This window comes from Paenibacillus sp. B-A-8 (assembly GCF_048572915.1).
Lineage (GTDB): Bacteria > Bacillota > Bacilli > Paenibacillales > Paenibacillaceae > Paenibacillus_AQ.
This window is the reverse complement of record NZ_CP183882.1, coordinates 3,799,030-3,817,717: the sequence shown is the minus strand read 5'-3', so window position 1 is coordinate 3,817,717 and position 18,688 is coordinate 3,799,030. Positions and strand designations below refer to the sequence as shown.

General features: G+C 40.5%; 19 protein-coding genes. 14 read left to right on the top strand and 5 right to left on the bottom strand.

Annotated features, from left to right (window positions below; translation table 11 throughout):
- Window positions 1-51: 51 nt before the first annotated feature.
- The 4 genes from ACN6MV_RS17080 (at window position 52) to glp (ending at window position 3,206) form a co-directional block, all read left to right on the top strand.
- Window positions 52-720 (top strand): PspA/IM30 family protein, encoded by a 669-nt coding sequence (locus ACN6MV_RS17080; RefSeq protein ID WP_042128238.1) that lies wholly within the window; start codon window positions 52-54, stop codon window positions 718-720.
- 124 nt (window positions 721-844) lie between these two features.
- Complete coding sequence (locus ACN6MV_RS17075) at window positions 845-1,249, top strand: DUF350 domain-containing protein (protein WP_042128236.1); 405 nt, start codon at window positions 845-847, stop codon at window positions 1,247-1,249.
- A 14-nt stretch (window positions 1,250-1,263) separates the two neighbouring features.
- On the top strand, window positions 1,264-1,770 hold the full coding sequence (locus ACN6MV_RS17070; protein ID WP_042128234.1) for a DUF4178 domain-containing protein: 507 nt from the start codon (window positions 1,264-1,266) through the stop codon (window positions 1,768-1,770).
- A gap of 173 nt (window positions 1,771-1,943) precedes the next feature.
- On the top strand, window positions 1,944-3,206 hold the full coding sequence (gene glp, locus ACN6MV_RS17065; protein ID WP_076118677.1) for a gephyrin-like molybdotransferase Glp: 1,263 nt from the start codon (window positions 1,944-1,946) through the stop codon (window positions 3,204-3,206).
- Between the two features lie 231 nt (window positions 3,207-3,437).
- On the opposite strand, the gene xerS is transcribed toward glp, so the two are convergent.
- Entirely contained in the window at window positions 3,438-4,520 is a 1,083-nt protein-coding gene (gene xerS / locus ACN6MV_RS17060) for a tyrosine recombinase XerS (protein WP_042128231.1), read from the bottom strand.
- A 164-nt stretch (window positions 4,521-4,684) separates the two neighbouring features.
- Here xerS and ACN6MV_RS17055 point away from each other — a divergent pair, with 164 nt between their 5' ends.
- The 4 genes from ACN6MV_RS17055 (at window position 4,685) to ACN6MV_RS17040 (ending at window position 6,863) form a co-directional block, all read left to right on the top strand.
- Window positions 4,685-5,194: a GNAT family N-acetyltransferase gene (locus tag ACN6MV_RS17055; RefSeq protein ID WP_076118673.1), complete on the top strand. Its 510-nt coding sequence runs from the start codon at window positions 4,685-4,687 to the stop codon at window positions 5,192-5,194.
- A 219-nt stretch (window positions 5,195-5,413) separates the two neighbouring features.
- Window positions 5,414-5,515 carry a sporulation protein YjcZ gene (locus tag ACN6MV_RS17050; protein WP_197069683.1) on the top strand — a complete coding sequence of 34 codons (102 nt, stop codon included), beginning with the start codon at window positions 5,414-5,416 and terminating at the stop codon, window positions 5,513-5,515.
- Between the two features lie 189 nt (window positions 5,516-5,704).
- The gene (locus ACN6MV_RS17045; RefSeq protein ID WP_076118671.1) at window positions 5,705-6,328 is read left to right on the top strand and encodes a TetR/AcrR family transcriptional regulator; all 624 of its coding nucleotides are present in this window, start codon (window positions 5,705-5,707) and stop codon (window positions 6,326-6,328) included.
- Window positions 6,329-6,383: 55 nt separating this feature from the next.
- A complete protein-coding gene (locus ACN6MV_RS17040) occupies window positions 6,384-6,863 on the top strand; it encodes a flavodoxin domain-containing protein (RefSeq protein WP_339286769.1) in 480 nt (159 codons plus the stop codon).
- Window positions 6,864-7,201: 338 nt separating this feature from the next.
- Here the strand turns inward: ACN6MV_RS17040 and ACN6MV_RS17035 are convergent, their stop codons facing one another.
- Complete coding sequence (locus ACN6MV_RS17035) at window positions 7,202-8,137, bottom strand: Gfo/Idh/MocA family protein (protein WP_419884477.1); 936 nt, start codon at window positions 8,135-8,137, stop codon at window positions 7,202-7,204.
- Between the two features lie 109 nt (window positions 8,138-8,246).
- Here ACN6MV_RS17035 and ACN6MV_RS17030 point away from each other — a divergent pair, with 109 nt between their 5' ends.
- On the top strand, window positions 8,247-9,203 hold the full coding sequence (locus tag ACN6MV_RS17030; RefSeq protein WP_042128221.1) for a helix-turn-helix transcriptional regulator: 957 nt from the start codon (window positions 8,247-8,249) through the stop codon (window positions 9,201-9,203).
- Between the two features lie 170 nt (window positions 9,204-9,373).
- Here the strand turns inward: ACN6MV_RS17030 and ACN6MV_RS17025 are convergent, their stop codons facing one another.
- Entirely contained in the window at window positions 9,374-10,609 is a 1,236-nt protein-coding gene (locus ACN6MV_RS17025) for an MDR family MFS transporter (RefSeq protein ID WP_419884476.1), read from the bottom strand.
- Between the two features lie 144 nt (window positions 10,610-10,753).
- Here ACN6MV_RS17025 and ACN6MV_RS17020 point away from each other — a divergent pair, with 144 nt between their 5' ends.
- From ACN6MV_RS17020 to ACN6MV_RS17010, 3 genes are all read left to right on the top strand, one after another.
- Entirely contained in the window at window positions 10,754-12,529 is a 1,776-nt protein-coding gene (locus tag ACN6MV_RS17020; protein ID WP_419884475.1) for an ABC transporter substrate-binding protein, read from the top strand.
- A gap of 297 nt (window positions 12,530-12,826) precedes the next feature.
- Entirely contained in the window at window positions 12,827-13,750 is a 924-nt protein-coding gene (locus ACN6MV_RS17015; RefSeq protein ID WP_419884474.1) for a ketopantoate reductase family protein, read from the top strand.
- Window positions 13,751-13,783: 33 nt separating this feature from the next.
- Window positions 13,784-14,197, top strand: coding sequence for a VOC family protein (locus tag ACN6MV_RS17010; RefSeq protein ID WP_042128213.1), 414 nt, complete (start codon window positions 13,784-13,786; stop codon window positions 14,195-14,197).
- A gap of 497 nt (window positions 14,198-14,694) precedes the next feature.
- Here ACN6MV_RS17010 and ACN6MV_RS17005 read toward each other — a convergent pair whose 3' ends face one another.
- Together ACN6MV_RS17005 and ACN6MV_RS17000 are read right to left on the bottom strand one after the other, a co-directional pair.
- Window positions 14,695-15,621, bottom strand: coding sequence for an NmrA/HSCARG family protein (locus tag ACN6MV_RS17005; protein ID WP_419884473.1), 927 nt, complete (start codon window positions 15,619-15,621; stop codon window positions 14,695-14,697).
- A gap of 28 nt (window positions 15,622-15,649) precedes the next feature.
- Window positions 15,650-16,705, bottom strand: a complete 1,056-nt coding sequence (locus ACN6MV_RS17000; protein WP_419884472.1) for an LLM class flavin-dependent oxidoreductase — start codon at window positions 16,703-16,705, stop codon at window positions 15,650-15,652.
- A 199-nt stretch (window positions 16,706-16,904) separates the two neighbouring features.
- Here ACN6MV_RS17000 and ACN6MV_RS16995 point away from each other — a divergent pair, with 199 nt between their 5' ends.
- Both ACN6MV_RS16995 and ACN6MV_RS16990 read left to right on the top strand, forming a co-directional pair.
- The gene (locus tag ACN6MV_RS16995; RefSeq protein WP_419884471.1) at window positions 16,905-17,231 is read left to right on the top strand and encodes a winged helix-turn-helix transcriptional regulator; all 327 of its coding nucleotides are present in this window, start codon (window positions 16,905-16,907) and stop codon (window positions 17,229-17,231) included.
- Between the two features lie 603 nt (window positions 17,232-17,834).
- On the top strand, window positions 17,835-18,512 hold the full coding sequence (locus ACN6MV_RS16990) for a hypothetical protein (protein WP_419884470.1): 678 nt from the start codon (window positions 17,835-17,837) through the stop codon (window positions 18,510-18,512).
- The last annotated feature ends 176 nt before the right edge of the window (window positions 18,513-18,688 follow it).

Genomic DNA, 18,688 nt, shown 5'->3' with positions numbered 1-18,688 from the left:
CGTAAAAGATATCAAGTGAGTTTTTAAATTATCTTTTGGAGGAATGAAACCATGTCTATATTTAAAAGATTGCGCGATTTAACGATGTCTAATGTGAATGCGATTATTGACAAAGCAGAAGATCCAATTAAAATGACGGATCAGTACATTCGTGATATGACCGAAGATTTGGAAGATGCAGAAAAAGCGGTAGCGGCTCAAATTGCTATTGAAAAGAAATTCAAGCAGCTGTATGAAGAACAGGAAGCGCTTGTTAACAAACGTACACAACAGGCACATGCTGCAGCTCAAGCTGGAAACGTTGATCTCGCTCGCCGTGCTCTGGAAGAGAAAAAGGCTGCTGAAGCTAAATTGGTAGAATACAAAGCTAGCTTCGATCAGAACAAAGCCTCTGCGGATAATCTTCGTGGGAAGCTTGACGAAATGCGCAAGCAACTTACTCAAATGAAGAACAAACGCGAAAGCTTGGTTGCTCGTTATAATGCTGCCAAAGCTCAAACTGAAATTAATAAAGCGATGAGCGGCTTCAGCTCTGATTCCGCATCTGCTGGTCTGAAGCGTATGGAAGAAAAAATGCTGCAAGCAGAAGCTCAAGCAGAAGCCAGCAACGAAATGAGCTCGGGCAACAAATCACTTGATGATGAGTTCGAGAAGCTGAACAAAGATCAAGCAGTAGAAGATGAATTGGCTGCTCTGATGAAACAATATGAGAAGCAATAACATTTGATCTTAGCCGATTCACGGCTGATGTTCACAGGCGAAGGGGAGACAGGAATATCGTTTCCACTTCGCTTTATCTATGCTTATGACAGGCATGCAAAATGAATAAGCGGGGGCTATTTGAATGGATTTCCATATCCTGGTGTCCATGGTCGTGTGGACGGTGAGCGGTGCGGTGTTACTGTTTGTGCTAATGTTTGTGGATTCACTTTTCACTCGATACAATGATCTAGAAGAGTTAAAGGCTGGAAATATGGCAGTTACTACACGTTTTGTGATGAAGCTATTAGCACAGGCATTCATTTTATCGTCATCGATAGCTGCATCTAACAGTTTGCCAGATGCTTTGTTGGTCTCGATTGTATCTTTTTTTCTTTTGCTTATATTGGAAAGAACGGTCCGTCTTCTCTTAGCTAAATGGGGGAATCTGGACCTGGATCATGGGACACAGCTTGGCAAAATTGGATACGGCTTATTATCAGGCTCACTGCAAATTACGGGAGCTTTAATTATTTCTGCATTTATGTAGGGGGAATGATCAAATTGAGTATATGGAAACGTATAGGTAATCTTTTCTCCAAACCAGTGACTCAGGAAGTACAGAAAAGTATGCTTAATTTGTCTCCCGGAGACATCTGTGAAGTATCACTCGTTACCTACGAGGTAACCGGCAGGACTCATAATCGTGGACGAAACGCAGTAGTACTGACGTTAAGAGATGGTAGTCAAATTGCCTATTTGCATATTGAGGAGCGGGAACAGCTACAATATGGTTTGTATAAACCTATCGATGGGCGCTTAGATAATCCTGCTGAAGTTCCAACAACTCTTGAACTGGATGATTATACATTTTTTCTGGAGGAAGAGTATGAAGGATATGTTGCTGTTGCTGGTCAAACCCCTTTTATGAATGGTGGAGAACAGCATGTATGGCAATATCAGTCAGACGATTCTCGGCTTCTGCGTGTGGAATGGCAACATGGACGGTTCATGCTTTATGAAGGAGAAAAAGTAATTCCTGGTGATGTGAAGGTAATTAGAGCATCCTAGAAATGAATCGTAGAAGATGTGATCTTGTGATCGCATCTTTTTTTGTGCAATTTTGTAGTTGAAATAGGTAAAGGATTTTGCCGTTTCCGCAATTCATTTATCTTCAGGATGTCTCATGTTAAAATAGTACCTATTATACTGAAAAATGGACGATTTAGAGCGGAGGCATTTGTATGGAGGATCATAAATTTCAGCGCAGAGCACTTCAAGTAAAAGAGGCACAAGCTAAAATAATCAAATTCGCTAATCCGTTAGAGCCACAGAAGGTCCCGTTGAATGAGTGTTGTGGTCGCTATTTAGCTGAGGAAGTAATTGCTCCGCATCCTTTCCCAGCGTTTAACCGTTCAAGCATGGATGGATATGCGATTATCGCAGCGGATACGAATCTCTGTGTAAATGGACAAGTCGTATGGTTAGAAATGGTGGACAATATTCCATGTGGTGCTGTGCAATCTGTAGATATTACTTCGGGAACAACAGCAAGAATAATGACAGGGGCACAAGTTCCGTCAGGGGCAGATACTGTAGTAATGCTGGAAGTAACGGAGACACGTGTGGAGGATGGAAAGACTTTCGTTGGTATTCGTAAAAAGCAGGAAGCGAAGTCTAATATCACACCGATGGGGATGGAGTTAAGTCCTGGCGAGCTAGTGCTGCCAGCGGGACGATTAATCTCTGCGGGGGATATCGCTGTTCTGGCAGCGTTTGGTATACATACAGTGAAAGTCTATCGTCGGCCTAAGGTGGCAATCTTTGCGACAGGAACAGAGCTGCTAGAGGTACATGAACCGCTACAGCCCGGAAAAATTCGAAACAGCAACTCACCGATGCTTGAGGCTTTAGTCAAAGAGGCAGGCGGGGAGCCAGTGATGCTGGGATCCATTGTGGACGATCTGGAGCTGGCCCGAAGTAAAGTGCAGATGGCGCTGGAAACTTATGATTTTGTAATCACAACGGGTGGTGTATCGGTAGGAGATTATGATATTATGGGCGATTTGGTACGTGAACAGAGTGGAGATATGTTGTTTAATAAAGTGACGATGCGTCCGGGGAGCGTTACCACTGCTGCTGTTAGAGGGGGAAAGCTGCTGTTAGCCCTATCAGGTAATCCAGGTGCTTGTTTCGTTGGGTTTCAATTGTTCGCACGTCCGGTTATCAGATTAATGCAAAGCGCCTCACAACCCTTCTTGCCTGAATGGAGAGCTACACTTGGTGCAGATTATAATAGAGTAAATAACTTTACCCGATTTGTTAGAGCACGATTAGAGATCCGGGATGGTAGTCTTTATGCTTTTCCAGCAGCTATCGACGAATCTTCTGTGACGGTCACGATCAAGGATAGCGATTGTCTGATAGTTGTTCCACCAGCGGAAAATGGAATATCTGCGGGAGCTAAAGTAACTATTATCAAGCTTCCTGGAGAAATTCGCGGATAGGATAAACATGAAATGTACTTTTAACATTAATAATAGAACGGAAATAGCTAATTAACTAATATGCCAACGATATTATTTACAACATTTCAACATATGAAAAATTCACAATATAAAAGCCAATAATCTAACATAATGCTAATCTGATCAGTCTTTCTATACCATGTAAAAAGAGAACCGGCCACACCTTTTCCATAAAAATCGGAGGAGGTATGGCCGGCTTTTTGCGAAAAATTAACTGTCCAAACGACGTTCAATCGCCTCAGACATCGTTTTGTCTGTGAGGTGAGCATAGATTTCGGTTGTTTCTGTGGAAGCATGCCCGAGCTGTTCTTTTGTTTTATAAATATCATTTTGCAGATAATAGTCTGTAGCAAAAGAGTGACGAAGCTTATGTACCGTTAAATAGGGCTTACCAAAACGTTTTGCGTATTTAATAATCATTTCTTGAATGGCCCTTTTGGTCATACGTTTACCTTCTTGACGTCCGTTGGGCAAAGCGATAAACAATGCTTTTTCCCTCTTTGGTGTTTTATAACGAGATTGACGCAGGTTTAGATAAAGAGCTAAATCATCCTTTGCTTGTTCACGAAAATAAACAGGGGTTTTGAAGGTTTCATCATTATTCCCTTTTCGAGTGACATAGAGTAGCTTGTTGTTAATATCCAGATCATCCACGTTCAGATTGACTACTTCAGATACCCGGAGGCCAGAATTAAGAATTAAGCTGGCAATACAGGCGTCGCGTTCACGATTTAATTGAAAAGAATAATAAGCCTGCTTGTTTCCTTCAACATCTCGTCCATATCCTTCAAAAATATAACCCACGAATTCCAGCAGTTCCTCATCTTCTAGAATCTTGCCCTTTAATTTAGCAGCGGTATCCTTAGGCTTATGCGTTCGTTTAACTTCTACCTTGGCCATAATATTTCGTTTAAGCAAAGGATAGAAATTCTCGTCCTCAGCGATTTGACTTAAATAATGAAATAATGAGCGTAATGCAGACAGTTTACGAGATACGGTTACACGTGTATTTGTTCCCTCTGCACGGGTTGTGAGATGCAGACGGTATCCAACAATACTATCCATATGCAGGGTTTCTAATTCAAGTAGCGTGATCTCTGTATTGGAGCTGGCTTGAGAGAGACCTTCGGCACGTAGCCATCCGAAAAAGGACTCATAGTCCCGAATATACTCCAGGAGGGTGGAGGGGGATAGATCAGGACGTTTATAGTCAATGAACTGCTGAACGAACCAAGGCATGAGAGGTAGCTTTAGATCCAGTTTTTTACGGTCATCGTTCTTTTGAACGCTCATGTGATTCACCTTTTTCCATAGTTTTCTTATAATTTCTTCCTTCTATCTTATCATGTTTTAGCCCCTATGGGCTTTGATCAGAGTTAATTAAAAGGGGGGAACTTGCTCCTAAAGGAACTAAGTTATATGATGTGAAGTAAACATAAATGGCAGAGGTGCACCTAATGGAACTTGGAATGGAGCTGGTTCCCAGAGAGCGGAAACAGACGATAAGCAAACTTATGCAGTTTTATTTATATGATTTCACCCGTTATCTGGAGCTTGATGTTGACCAAGATGGAATATATCCGTCCTATCCGGGATTAGAATCATTTTGGAGTAGTGGCGACAATAAATTTGCATATTTGTTCAAAGTGGACGAGCATATTGCTGGTTTTGCTTTGGTAGAACGGTTGCTGCGCAATCCCGAAGGGCAATTTTATATGACAGAGTTTTTTGTAATGCAGAAATATCGCCGGAGCGGAGTGGGAACCTGGGCTGCACATAAGTTGTTTGACATGTACCCAGGTGATTGGAAGGTGTCACAGGTACGTGCGAATACGCCTGCTCGTAATTTCTGGCAAAGAGTGATTGGGGAGTACACAAATGGAGAATTTCAAGAGCGTTATAATCCGCCTCAAGGCAATCCGAGCCAATACTTCAACACCTTAAATAATAATAGAGTTAATAATTGAAAAGAAAACAATGGTATTGAAGTCAATCTAAATGAATGGTTATCTTATGATAGTTAAGTTAAAAGCACATCAAGTTAACATAATTATGATTATGTTAACTAAATTAATAACCCAACGATCTCAGCAGGATTGTTTGGGTTATTTTTGTTCATTTCACCCAAGCACAGATGGGGATTTAGCATATCTTATGATGTACTCAATTACAAAGGAGGAGTTAAAATGGGCGAATTCGCAGGCGGATACGGTGGATTTACTTCCACAGGAGCAATTCTGGTTCTGTTTATCCTGTTGGTTATCATCACTAAAACTCTTTGTCTGTAATCCTTTAACTTCATGAATAAGGGTTCCTCCGTCAGTCTATATGGACTGGCGGATTTTTTATGTCTGGATATTACATTAACTGGGCGGGATTTGTGTGTGATTTACTATATAGAAAATAATAAAAGAACTTATATATATTTAACAGTGTTCAATAATTAAACGATGTTCAAATTATGAGGAGACATTAAGATGAATAAAGAACAACGGCAAATGCGTGAACGTGAGAAAATGAAGAAAAGGATTTTACAGGCCGCGGCTTTGTTGATTGCAGAAGAAGGTATTGAGAAGCTTTCTATTCGCAAAATTGCAGAGAAAATCGAGTATTCACCGGGAATTATTTATCATTACTTCCAGGGTAAAGATGAAATTGTGGTGAGATATTTGCAACAAAAATATACAGATATGGTCACCGAGCTTCAGTCCGTACAGCGCAAGGCGGAGCATGAACTGCCACCAGAGAAGCTTTTGAGACAATCGCTTGAGCAATGGATCAGGATGACCCTTTCGACAAGTGTAGAGTACCGTAATGTAATGCTGAACGATACACCGGCTGTTCTTAGTTACACAGCTGTTCTATTCAAGGGAGCTGCTCAGGAGCGTAAAGCGATTGGTATGCTCTGCCAATGTTTATCTAGGTTCGGATCGAAAGAACTCCATAAGGAATCTTCTATAGAGCTCACTGCTCAAGTGATATGGAGTGCTGCATTCGGATTAATTATGCGTTTGATTGTAGAAAAGGATTTGCCTGAAGAACAGGTCGAAGCACTCATTTCTTGTTATTTGGATTCAATGGTTTCTATAGCAAACAGGTAAATAAGTACACCTTTAACACAGTAGGAAGATCAGAGCGTGAAGGGGAGTGATTAGAATGAAGACAATTATTATTTATACTTCCAAATATGGATGTACGGAGAAAGCGGCTTATTTATTGAAAAATCAGTTGGGTGAAGAGACTGAAGTAGTCAATTTGATGCTTGCTAAAGAGCCGGAATTAGAGCGATATGATACGGTCATCTTAGGTGGATCTATTTATTATGGGAAAATACAAAAACAAATGATGGAGTTTACTTCAAAATATCAAAATGAACTAAGTAAGAAGCGCGTTGGATTATTTATTTGTGCAGGAGCGAAGGGGGAGCAGGCCGCACAGGAATTGAAATCTTCATTTCCAGAGAAGCTGTATGACCAATCAATTACAAAAGAAGTGTTCGGAGATGAGATTTATGAAGAGAAGTTCACTTTATTAGATCGATTGGTTCTGCGGATGGTAAAAGGGAAGGGCATGAGTGTAAATGGGTTATCCAAAGAGACGATAGAGAGGTTTGCACTTGCGATAAAACAGAGGTAAAAGCGTGTGGAGAGTCGACTTCTTGAAATCAGTTAACATAATAATTATTATGTTAACTGATTCGTATTTCTGCTTCCAATTATCATTAGCTACCTAAATTTGAAGCATATAATCCCTTTCGCAGCCTTGTGAAATAATAGCCTTTCATGAACAAGCACCAAGTATAGCTTTTAAAAAAGACTATATTCTCACAATAATTCTGTAATTTCATCATATGAAAAATTCACAATAGATAATTCAAATTCCAATACTCACCCCAGCCACTATCATAAATCATATACGTAAACTCACCCTACAAATAAACCCCATGAAAAAGGATATAACACCCCTTGATCCATTTATACAAGCTTTTTTCCAATCCTAATGGCTAATTCTATTGCTTGCAAGGCAGCGTCAAACTCAATTTCTGATAAAATACCATTCTCTAGACAGTGGAGTGCGTGCTCCAAACTTTTTTCATAGGGATTAGCTGGTTCTGACAAAAGCTCCTGTTTACCTAAAGGGGTAAGTTCAATTAATGTGCTCTCGATTGATCCATTCATGTGGTCACTTTCTTGATAGACAAGCTTGCCTCGTTCAAAATAAGCCTCATAACCCACGGAAAAAGGATACGAGGTAGGCATCTGTGAAGAAACAACGATCTCAACGGATACATTAGATTGTTGAAAAGTTACACGGACTAAGGCTTGATCACTTTTACCACCATCGGTTCCCCAAACGGAGTGCGGCTCCGTAGATCCCAGCATCCAGGTCACAAAATCCAATTCGTGAATCATAAGATTGGTTGCGATGGCATGTAGACCGAGGTCTCCCCACAAAGGAGGCGTTTCTCTTTTTAAGGTGAGGGATAAAAGCTTTCCGTATTTCTCCTTATTGGTTACTTCATATAGATATTTGTACGCAGGATCGAATTTAATAAACTGGTTGACGAGGATTCGCGAATCATATAATTGTTCGGCTTCCTTCATCGCATAGGCATCTTCTAAATTGTAGCAAACCGGTGTCTCACAGAATACATGTTTTCCATTCTTAAGCGCATCGACAGCATATTGCCTATGTAAAGCAGAGGGCAAACAGATATCAATCACATCGATGGTGGTATCAAGCATAATGTCGTCAATATCAGTAGTGATTTCAACGCCTAAAGACTGTTTTAACTCCTGCAGCTTCGCTTCGTTTCTGCCATAGATAATTAATTTGTCTACTCGATCCATTTTTGTCCATAACTGCGCATGATAAGCTCCAAATCCAGTTCCCAATACGCCAATATTCATATGCATCAGCTCCTTTATGTATTGAACTAATCATAACCTTCTATTGTTGACAACAGATTGGCAGGAATTATGATGTATACTTTAAAAAAGAAAAAATTGGAGGATCCCCATGCGCTTGCACCGTTTAATCGCAATTTTATTATTAGTAGAATCAAGAGGGAAGATGAAGGCCAATGACCTAGCTCAAGCCTTGGAAACCTCCGTACGCTCTATCTATAGAGACATTGATGTACTAGCTGAAGCTGGAATCCCACTGTTATCCACGCCGGGACCGAATGGTGGCATCTCCTTAATGAAGGGGTATACAGTTAACTTAAGTCAGCTTCATGAGGAAGATGTAATCAATCTTTATCTAACTGGAATGGGGATCCATACTGGCGGTCATACTCATTCCGGATTAAAGCTTAAGACAACCTTGCTGAAATTAGAAAAAACATTACCCGCTTCCTATCAGACAGATATCCAGAAGGCACAAAAGCGGTTTTATTTCGATAATACGCCGTGGTGGTCAGAACGTTTAGAAATCCCTTGTCTGGAATCGATTAGAGCTGCCGTATGGAGATCTCATAAACTATGGATTGAGTACCACAAGATTAACGGAGTCATATCAAACAGGAAATTACAGCCCTATGGTCTAGTTGTGAAAAAAGAAGAGTGGTATCTTATTGCCTACTGTGAAGACGCCGAACAAATCCGCACGTTTAAATGTGAGAGAATCGCCACTACACAGCTTATAGAGGAAGAGTATGCTATCCCTCAGGACTTCTCTTTAGAAGGGCACTGGAAGCAGCAGGAGAGGGAATTTAAACAAGCTTGTAAAGAGGAAGAGATCTACCCAGTATTGATTAGAACGAATAAGAGCCGAGTGGCTTCTATACACGGGCTGGAGATCATGAATAGGGTAGAGGAAGGAGATCAAATAACCCTTACTGTAAATATGTATAACTATGAAAGTGCATGTACGAATGTTTGGGGGATACTTGGACAAGCAGAGATTATGGAACCTTTGAAACTGAGACAATATGTGAAGGAACAGGTGAATTTGATACAGGGGGTTTACAATTAGCATGATTTTTTTGTGAAAAAGAGACCGTCTCGATTGCATGTTCTGCAGTGAAACGGTCCCGCTCTTATTGTGAAAAAGTTTGACGGATTTTAAATGTTTACATAATAATTAATATGTTAACTAACGGTAGGTGATTTCAAAATATCCCTTAAGTTTAATGAATTAACCATTTATGCACTAGTGTCAACATCAAGAGATAACTTCTCTCTAGCAGCAAGCCTTTTGTGCGCTACGATTAGAAAAGGAAGTCCTATAGCCGTGGTTAGAGCAAGTGGTAGGAAGATCGTAAGGCCGTTCTGGGCTCCATAATGATCTAAAAGTACACCACCGAAGATAGGCGCGATTACACTCCCTAAATTGTTAAATCCAATCGTTCCAAAGTACGTACCTTTCATTTCTGGCTTCGCGATCCGATCAATTAACATGTCCATCATCGTGAAGAGTAGTACTTCTCCTATTGTAAACAGAACAACACTGAACATAAGAAGGCCTACACCTTCTGCCAAACCAACTAAGAGAAGACTAAGTGCAACGCAAATATTTCCAAGAATCAAAGGTACAATCGGTGAGAACTTACTAGCAGTACGTACGATAGGATACTGTACCACGAGCACTGTAATGGCATTGAGTGACAACATATAGGAGAATAATTGCCCACCATTTGTGAAATGGGTGTTCATTGCTAAATACTGCGCCATAGTTGAGCCGAAATGTCCGTATCCAAGCACACAAAAGATAGTACCGAGTAGAACTGGCAAGAAGACACGGTCTCTACCGGTTATTGCCAAGGCTTCAAGTAAACGTGGTGGTTCAGCTTGAGTATGACTCTGCATGGTTGAATGATGCAATTTGAATTGGACGAATAATACAAGCCCGTATGCAACGTATACAATCCCAGCGATCATAAAGGGAAACGTAGACTCGGCAGAACCGAGCTGCACTCCAATAATCGGACCAAAGACAACACCAAGGTTGATCGCAGCATATCTAAGATTGAATACAAGCAGCTTACTTTCAGCTGGAGTAATGTCGGATAGAAGCGCCCGTGAAGTGGGCTCAAACACGGATCTGCATAATCCGTTCAAGGTGTTGACCAAGAAGAATACCCACAGATGTTGTGCAACAGAGAATCCGAAGAATACTGCTGCCCAGCCAAATACGGAGATTAACATGACGATTCTACGGCCTACAATATCTGAAATGTATCCTCCATAGAAGCTAGCCATTACGCCCGCCAGTGAGCTAACGGCTACGGTAATTCCCGTTTGAGTGGGGGTAGCTCCAAGGACCTGGGTTAAATAGATGGATAAGAACGGAATGCTCATAGAAGTTACTAAACGTCCGAACATCGTACCGATAATGATAGTCCATGCAAGTGGGTGAACATGCCTTAGATGCTGATTCATAATTGAAAAGGTCTCCTAATCTGGTAGCTATAATATTAGTACTGCATATTCATTGATGATATATGTATAATTATAATGATAAAAGGGGGAAGTAAAAGTGTAAGAAATACTTAAAGTGTTTCACCTTTAAAGGAGTGAATGATCGTGGACCAAATAAGTAATCATTTTTTATGTTTAGCAATAGCCATCCCATCCCCAATAGATATAGGGGAAGCTATTCCTGTCACCATAGATAGACTGGCTACGATTCTGTGCTGTACTCCTCGTAACGTAAAGTTTATTCTTCGAAAGCTTGAAGAGCAGGGGTTTATCCATTGGCAGCCGGGAAGAGGGCGTGGAAATATCTCGCAGTTAACTTTTCTTCGAACGATTGAAGAGGTGCTGGAGGACAGCTTTCAGGAACTCATTAGTAAGGGGAAGATTAAGCAAGCTATAGAGCTATTAAGTCGTGGCCAAGTTAGTGACCCATTAAAGGAACGGTTATTAATGGTGTTAAATAAACAGATGGGCTTCCGTAGTGAAACAGAGTCAACATCAGGATTGGACGTCCTGCGAATTACACGTAACCGGCATATGGAAGAGCTAGATCCAGCTTATGTATACACCGCGTTTGAATCCTATTTACTCGGACAAATTTATAGCACATTAGTTTCCTATGATGCAGGAAGTGATACTTTTCTTCCTGGTCTGGCTCATATGTGGGAAGCCAATGAAGATTGTACAAGTTATATTTTTTATCTCCGTAAAGGTGTGCGATTCCATCACGGCAGGATAATGACCTCCAAAGACGTAAAAGAGACATTTCAACGCCTTATAGATTTGAAGAGTCCAGCATTGAGCCTATACAAAGATATAGAACGAGTAGAGCTTGAAGGAGATCACAGGATCCGGTTTGAGCTGTCTCGTCCCAATCTCTTTTTTCTACACATGTTCAGCTGTATTCATATGTCGATTCTTCCTTATGATATAGATCTCGCTAATGAGGTGAGCGGAACTGGACCCTATCGTTTATTAGATCTAAATGAAGATGTACTAGTCCTCGCGGCATTTGATTATTATTACGGTATACGTCCGCTACTAGATCGTGTAGAAATCTGGTATTTGCCAGAACAAGCTTCAAGTGAACGATTGTATGATCTACCAGACTCCGTTCAGGAGGGTTTATTACCAAATATCATCTGTAACCACAGTATTGACTACCCTGCTTTGGGATGCCGATATCTCTTATTCAATTTCTATAAGGAAGGAGTTCATCAACATCAATTTTTTCGGCAGGCCATGAGAATTCTTTACAGCCGAGAGACTTTAATTAAGGAGTTAGGAGGGAACCGTAGTACTCCTGCTGACAGCTTTTTACCTTGGGAGAGCAGTAAGAGAAGCATTGTTGAACCTGCCTTGGAACAAGCGAGAGATCTTCTAGTAGCAAGCGGCTATCAGGGAGAAATCTTAACTTTAGCTACAAAGGATAAAAAAGAAGAGCGAGAAGAAGCGCTGTGGCTTCAAGCACGAGCAGCTTCAGTAGGCCTGCAAATTGAACTGTATTTATTCAATGAATTTAACTCAGCAGACATAAAGAACACCGCCGAAATCCTCCTTGCTGAAGAGGTTCTAGAAGATGATTGGCAGTGGGGGATGGTTAACTACTTTAATAATAAACTTAATTATCTATTTTCTCTGCTGAGAGACGACCAGATCTTGTTATTCTCAGAGGTACTCACTGATTTCACGCAATCCCCTAAGGAAAACAGAATAAAATTGCTGAATCAGGCAGAAGGTGTGCTTAGGGACAACTATTGGGTGCTATATGGTTGTCATATGAATAAAAAAGCGCAGCTAAATCAAAGCTTGTTTGGTCTTCACACCAGCTCATTCGGATTTCTGGATATCTCAAAATTGTGGATCAAAACTACTAGTCTTTAAGAAGAGTAGGGACGTGGATGGCGTTTATGCTTGTACAGTGATGTTTTCTTTTGCTATACTTTCCAGGGAGGCTGTATCGATTAAATCATCGAATGGCGCTCTAATAGGTTTTGAGATATGAATAGAAATATACTTGTAGCCATGGAGGTGAACTCGTTGGATTTTGCTCTGATCCGTAAGGACCGAGACAAAAGAACGGTCGATACTTGACTCTTTTTTTGCCTTTCGGACCTGTTTAGCAAATAGCTAAAAGGTCTTTTTGTTTGTTCAAATTAAGGAAAAAAAGGGGAGATTATCATGCGATTTCTTATCGTGGGTGCAGGAGCTATAGGTGGATATTTCGGGGGGCGTTTAGCTCAAAAAGGAGAAGATGTTACTTTTCTTGTTCGTACTGCCAAACAGATTCAGTTAAAAGCAGACGGGTTGATCGTAAAAAGTGTTCACGGTGATTTTCAGACTTCTGTACGAACGATTTCTAATGAGGAAGAAACAGAACCTTTCGACTGCATTATTATAGCGGTCAAGGCATACCATTTGCCTCAGGTGATGAATGACATCGAACCCTACGTGGGTGAACATACAGTTATCCTCCCGCTCCTCAATGGTTATGATCATTTTAGCATTTTGCAGAATCGTTTTGGTCCAGAACATGTATTGGGTGGTCTTTGTTATATAGAAACAACTCTAGATTCAGCAGGTACTATTGTCCAAAGCAGCTCGTTCCATAGTATTGTCTTTGGTGAATGGGCAGGTGGTGAGTCCGAACGAACACAGTTGCTTCTGAGCCATTTGGATAATGCTGGTTTCACAGTGACATTAAGTTCTGACATTCAGCGTGAAGTGTGGCAAAAATATATATTTGTTGCTAGTTTAAGTGGGATTACAACCTTAATGGATAGCTCAGTTGGACCTATTTTGGCATCTCCAAAGGCACGTGCTATCTATGAGCGACTTCTGCAAGAGATTGTGAGCCTGGCTCAAAATGCTGGAATGCCTGTGGGACCGGAAAACACAGCTTCCACGATGCAAAAGATGCTTTCTGTGTTGCCCGAATTTACTTCATCCATGCATCGGGATATGCATAAGCAATTACCAGTAGAAGCAGATCATCTGCATGGTGCTCTTCTGGCTATGGCTTTAACGGATCAAGATGCGTATCCGGTTCTCGAGACCGTGTATGCCCGTTTGAAAGTATATGAAAGCGTTAATGATATGAGATGATTTAAATTAAATCACAATAGGGAGCTGGTAATTATGCAGGAAACGAATCAAAAGATAATGACTTTTCTTATGTTCGAAGGGAAAGCAGAAGAAGCTATGAATTTCTATACTACCTTATTTGATGATTCTGAAGTTATTAGCGTTAAGCGCTATGGAGCGAACGAAGCAGGACCTGAAGGGAGTGTTGTGCAGGCTTCTTTTTCTTTACATGGACAAGTATTTATGTGTATAGATAGTTATGTTCAGCATGGGTTCACCTTTACGCCAGCGATATCCTTATATGTAAATTGTGAGAGTGAAGCTGAAATTGATCGGGTCTACGAATCATTAGCGCAAGGTGGACAGGTCCTAATGCCACTTGGAAGCTATCCGTTTAGTCCGAAGTTTGGTTGGGTAGCGGATCGATTTGGTGTGACCTGGCAATTAAATCTTCCAGGGAATGCATAACGATGAAGTGTTGCGAGGTTATATACCAAAAGTAGGTTTTCTACGATTAGAGACACTCACTCTCCATTTTTAAACCGCAAAAAGGTCAAAAGAGCAGCAATTCTCCCGTAATTGGAGAATTGCTGCTCTTTGTTTTTGGTCATAGCAAGTGAAAGTCAACCGACCTCAAGTGTCACTTTTTCCATACTGTCAGAAGAAAATAAAGTATTCTCTTAGTGCTTAGGTTTTCTTAGTGCTTAGGTTAAGATATGTCCCCTGTTTAAGCACTACATTCTACCCACGTACGTTCTTTAAAAGGTGATTGGAAATGAAATATAATGAGGAGGTCGTAGCCCAAGCGAAGGCGCGGGAGCGTTCTTTTTATTGAACTAACTGGCAGTTTAGTTGAAAAAGTAATAATAAAAAAGTGCTTATTAAAAAGAAGAAAAACCTTAACTCGTTACAAATATGAAAGCAGCCGCTCATTGAGATCGGCTGCTTGTTCATCTAACTGGCGGTTAATCTATTTTAAACTTGTCTTTATATTTTTCTGCAAACTCTTTAAACGAAGTTAATTTGATATTGTAAGTCTTTAATAAATCTATATCTACATTATAACCAGCTACGTTATTCCATTGTTCACCTCGTACAGCTAATGGATGAATTCCTTGCTCTAATGCTTCTTCAATACCAAGTGTTGTGATTTTAAGTTCTTTTCCTGTTACCTCCGAGATAATCTCGGCAATTTTTTTGTATGACAGCGATTCGGCAGCTAACTCAATATTATGTTTATTGAATTTTTTAGGATCTGCAAAGGCTGCACAAACAAAAGAAGCAAGATCTTCAATTGCAATGTGATCTATAGGTGTATCCGCAAACGTAACCGTTTTTATTTCCCCTTGTTGTAAATCAGGATACATGAACGCAGATTTTTCAGCAGTGAAATTTTCCATAATACATGCTGGTTTCACGATAGTCCATAAAGGAAAACCTGCTGAACGAACAGCTTCCTCTATATCCCACTTATCTGTCCAGTATTTTTCAAACCAATAACCTGTTCCCCAATCTGGGAAGTCATTATATCTGCTTGTGGCTGCAACGGAAGTATGCACAAATTGTTCTACGCCACTTTTTATTGCACTTTGAATTAATGCAAAAGCCTGTTTTCTCTCTCGATCCGTTTCATTGGTATCTATTCCAGAAATCGGAACTGAAAAAACAGCATCGACATTTTTCATAGCATTTTCCAAAGAGGATGTGTCATCAAAGTTACCTACTACAGCTTCAGCACCTTTTTGAATAAGTGCCTGGGCTTTAGTAGAATTTTCATCTCTAACTAAAATACGAACTTTAAATCCCTGTTTTAATGCTTCATTTGCAACAGCGCCTCCTTGTAATCCAGTAGCACCCGTAACTAAAATCAATTTTTGATTGTTAAGATTCATTTTTATAACACCTTTCATGGGTATATTTTTAGTTTCGTTGTAGTTTATAGAGCTCAGCAAGTTTCTCATACAATTTTAATCGCGTATCAAAGCCTTCTTGGGCAGTTGACACGATGAGTTCTTGGACACCTAGGGTATCCGCCAAGAAGTCCAATTTCGGCTTCAATTCGCTCCACGTACCTATTACTATCGTAGATAAAAACGATTGCGCTGCTTGATGATGAGCTTCAGAAAACCGTAACTCATGTGCCTTCAGTGGATCAAAACCGTTGAAGTACCCTAAGCTTTGTAAAAATTTTAAACTTAGGATTTTTTGTTGATAATCTACTTCTTTATCCGTATCTCCGCCGATTACTGAAACACCTAAAATAACATCTGGTGCTGACACGCCATGATTTGCTTGATAAAGCTTGCGATACAAAGAGATGGCTTCTTTTGCCCCTGCGGGATTGAAATGATATGCAAAAGAGTAGTTGGCTGCTTCAATTGCCGCAAGTTGGGCACTATAAGGACTGGACCCTAAAATCCAGATTGGCGGAAGTGGTGTGTCTTGTGGCATCGCAATGATCTGGGCAATTGAATCATTTGGCAACGAATCTGAAGGATGGTCATATCCTCTTAATTCACGAAGCAATTCTTGTAAATCATCTGCGTTTAATGAATTCATAGAGCGACGTAAGGCAAGCGCAGTTTTACTGTCAGTTCCAGGTGCACGGCCCACACCCAAGTCAATGCGATCTGGGTAGAACGTCTGCAGTAGTTTGAAGTTCTCAGCTACTTTTAACGGAGAATGATTGGGAAGCATGACGCCACCTGAACCAACCCGTATGCGCTGCGTATTCGCAGCTATTTGACCGATTAACAGTTCGGGTGAAGCGCTGGCTACGGAGGAAAGATTATGATGCTCCGTGACCCAAAAGCGTTCGTAACCTAGTTCATCCGCTTTACTCGCTAGTTTAACCGAATTTATTAACGCTTGTTTGGCTGATGTTTCATGATCGACTGGAGCCATATCCATTATAGATAAACGTTGAACCATGTTCTGCCTACATCCTCCTTTTTTATTAATTGTTTTCACGTCCATATTGATAAGGTACTCCTAAATGCTCACGTAAAGTTGTTCCTTCATAATCCTTCATGAAACAATTATTTTAAAACCACAGCAAAGGTGGTACTATTACCTTAATTCTTATAATCTATAATAACAAGTACTGTTATTTTTAATAGGTACTATGTTTTTTGATAGTAATGAGATTTCATTTGGCTATTTTAGGAGGAGAAATGTGACTAAAAATACGAAGTTCCATACACCTGACTGTGGTTTAACAAAAGTCCAACAAATGTTAGGAGGAAAATGGAAACTTTTACTACTATGGTATCTTTCAGAGGGGCCTAAACGTTTTGGAGAGATCCGTCGATGTTTCCCGATGACTACTGAGGCCATGTTGACAAAACAGTTGAGGGAACTGGAGCAGGATAAATTAATCCATCGTGAAGTATTCAAGGTAGTTCCGCCAAGAGTAGAGTATTCATTGACAGATTTGGGATTGAAATTTTCTCCAATTATAGAGGCAATGTATGATTGGGGGGAAGAGAATTTGAAGGATTAAACCATAGTCGCTAAACACAATAGCTAATGGCGAACGTTAGTTAAATAATTTGGCTTTTACCACTTTGAGTAACATACTAAAATACTTTAGTACCAGTTAACCTCTGAGTCTAATGTGGAGCTTAGAAAGACTTCTATAAAGTATTTGTGGTAATTGGTACTGTATTCGAAGGAATTAGCCCTTAATAGGCGGATATATAATTGTGCAATGACCTCTCAGTGAACAACCGCCCAGAATAGGTTTGGAGCCGGCAGGTCATCCTCCTGGACTTCTTTAACAGAAATGAGGCGCTCCATGTTTTTGGCGCTGCACATTTAATGACTATTCAACCTGTCGATATGACAGGTTTTTTTGCATAGAAAACTAAGAATTTAACAGAAAAAGCAGGAAATTGCTTTTAGAAAGGGCTGGGTTAATCAGTAGCTTGGAAGAAGGGAGAATTGGAAATGAAGCATTGGGCTTTGTGATATAATATGGTAAAATATTCAACTCCGCAGAGACTATCCCACATGTAGCGTCATCTTTCAGAGAGATTACCTCTCAAATAACCGTTGTTTGCGGAGCACCTGGATTTGAAGAAAACCCAAGAGGAGGAAAACAGAAATGAAGAAGAAGGTTGTTACAACTTTAAGCGGTACCATGATACTTTTAGTGGGCATGGGCACAGGTGCTTTCGCTAGCTCGCAGCTTCAAGAAATTAAAGCGTTGTTAAACGGGGAATTAAAAATCAGAGTGAACGGGGAGATTACCCCTCTCAAAGATGGGAATGGCAAAGCGGTACTTCCCATTACTTATAAAGGAACTACGTATCTTCCGGTACGATCTGTTTCTGAGCTGCTGGATGTTCCGGTGAATTATGACGGGACAGCCAAAGAGGTGATTATTGGCGAACAGCAGGCAGGCGTTCCCGTGAAGCAGGAGGATTTTAACACGAGTCTGTATACCAAGGACCCTGCACTGACCAAATACGGCGGCAAGAATTATAAGGAAGTTCTATACAGCGCACCTAATTCCAATATTAAATATACCGCGCTCAGCCCTAACGGCAAATATCAGAGGCTTGTTCTGCAATTCGCTGCAATCGGCAAGGAAGTGGAGTCTCTAGAAATTAGAGATAATGACAAGAATGTGCTCCTTAAAAAAGTAGAGAATATTTCACCTAATAGTGATCTCCAGACGATTGAGGTAGATATTTCTGGAGTAAAGAACATCGCAATAAATGTGACACAAGCTGTTGACGGAGGGTTCATTATTCCGCTTGATACTTCAATTTACAAGTAAAATTAAGCAGCGAAGCCCACAATGCCCGTATAGGCGTAGTGGGCTTATTTTCACGTGAGATTACATAAGATTTTTTCTCGTTCTTCTGCAATGAAGAGATTTAAACCCATCGTCCGTTATATGTGGACAGGCTTAGAGGGTATGTGTCGACTCGAAAAATAAAGTTGTAGACTGGC

Bases quoted from the DNA above. Each gene is read 5' to 3' on its own strand.
- ACN6MV_RS17080 (WP_042128238.1), top strand. From the start codon at position 52: ATGTCTATATTTAAAAGATTGCGCGATTTAACGATGTCTAATGTGAAT.
- ACN6MV_RS17075 (WP_042128236.1), top strand. From the start codon at position 845: ATGGATTTCCATATCCTGGTGTCCATGGTCGTGTGGACGGTGAGCGGT.
- glp (WP_076118677.1), top strand. From the start codon at position 1,944: ATGGAGGATCATAAATTTCAGCGCAGAGCACTTCAAGTAAAAGAGGCA.
- xerS (WP_042128231.1), bottom strand. From the start codon at position 4,520: ATGAGCGTTCAAAAGAACGATGACCGTAAAAAACTGGATCTAAAGCTA.
- ACN6MV_RS17055 (WP_076118673.1), top strand. From the start codon at position 4,685: ATGGAACTTGGAATGGAGCTGGTTCCCAGAGAGCGGAAACAGACGATA.
- ACN6MV_RS17050 (WP_197069683.1), top strand. From the start codon at position 5,414: ATGGGCGAATTCGCAGGCGGATACGGTGGATTTACTTCCACAGGAGCA.
- ACN6MV_RS17045 (WP_076118671.1), top strand. From the start codon at position 5,705: ATGAATAAAGAACAACGGCAAATGCGTGAACGTGAGAAAATGAAGAAA.
- ACN6MV_RS17040 (WP_339286769.1), top strand. From the start codon at position 6,384: ATGAAGACAATTATTATTTATACTTCCAAATATGGATGTACGGAGAAA.
- ACN6MV_RS17035 (WP_419884477.1), bottom strand. From the start codon at position 8,137: ATGAATATTGGCGTATTGGGAACTGGATTTGGAGCTTATCATGCGCAG.
- ACN6MV_RS17030 (WP_042128221.1), top strand. From the start codon at position 8,247: ATGCGCTTGCACCGTTTAATCGCAATTTTATTATTAGTAGAATCAAGA.
- ACN6MV_RS17025 (WP_419884476.1), bottom strand. From the start codon at position 10,609: ATGAATCAGCATCTAAGGCATGTTCACCCACTTGCATGGACTATCATT.
- ACN6MV_RS17015 (WP_419884474.1), top strand. From the start codon at position 12,827: ATGCGATTTCTTATCGTGGGTGCAGGAGCTATAGGTGGATATTTCGGG.
- ACN6MV_RS17010 (WP_042128213.1), top strand. From the start codon at position 13,784: ATGCAGGAAACGAATCAAAAGATAATGACTTTTCTTATGTTCGAAGGG.
- ACN6MV_RS17005 (WP_419884473.1), bottom strand. From the start codon at position 15,621: ATGAATCTTAACAATCAAAAATTGATTTTAGTTACGGGTGCTACTGGA.
- ACN6MV_RS17000 (WP_419884472.1), bottom strand. From the start codon at position 16,705: ATGGACGTGAAAACAATTAATAAAAAAGGAGGATGTAGGCAGAACATG.
- ACN6MV_RS16990 (WP_419884470.1), top strand. From the start codon at position 17,835: ATGAAGAAGAAGGTTGTTACAACTTTAAGCGGTACCATGATACTTTTA.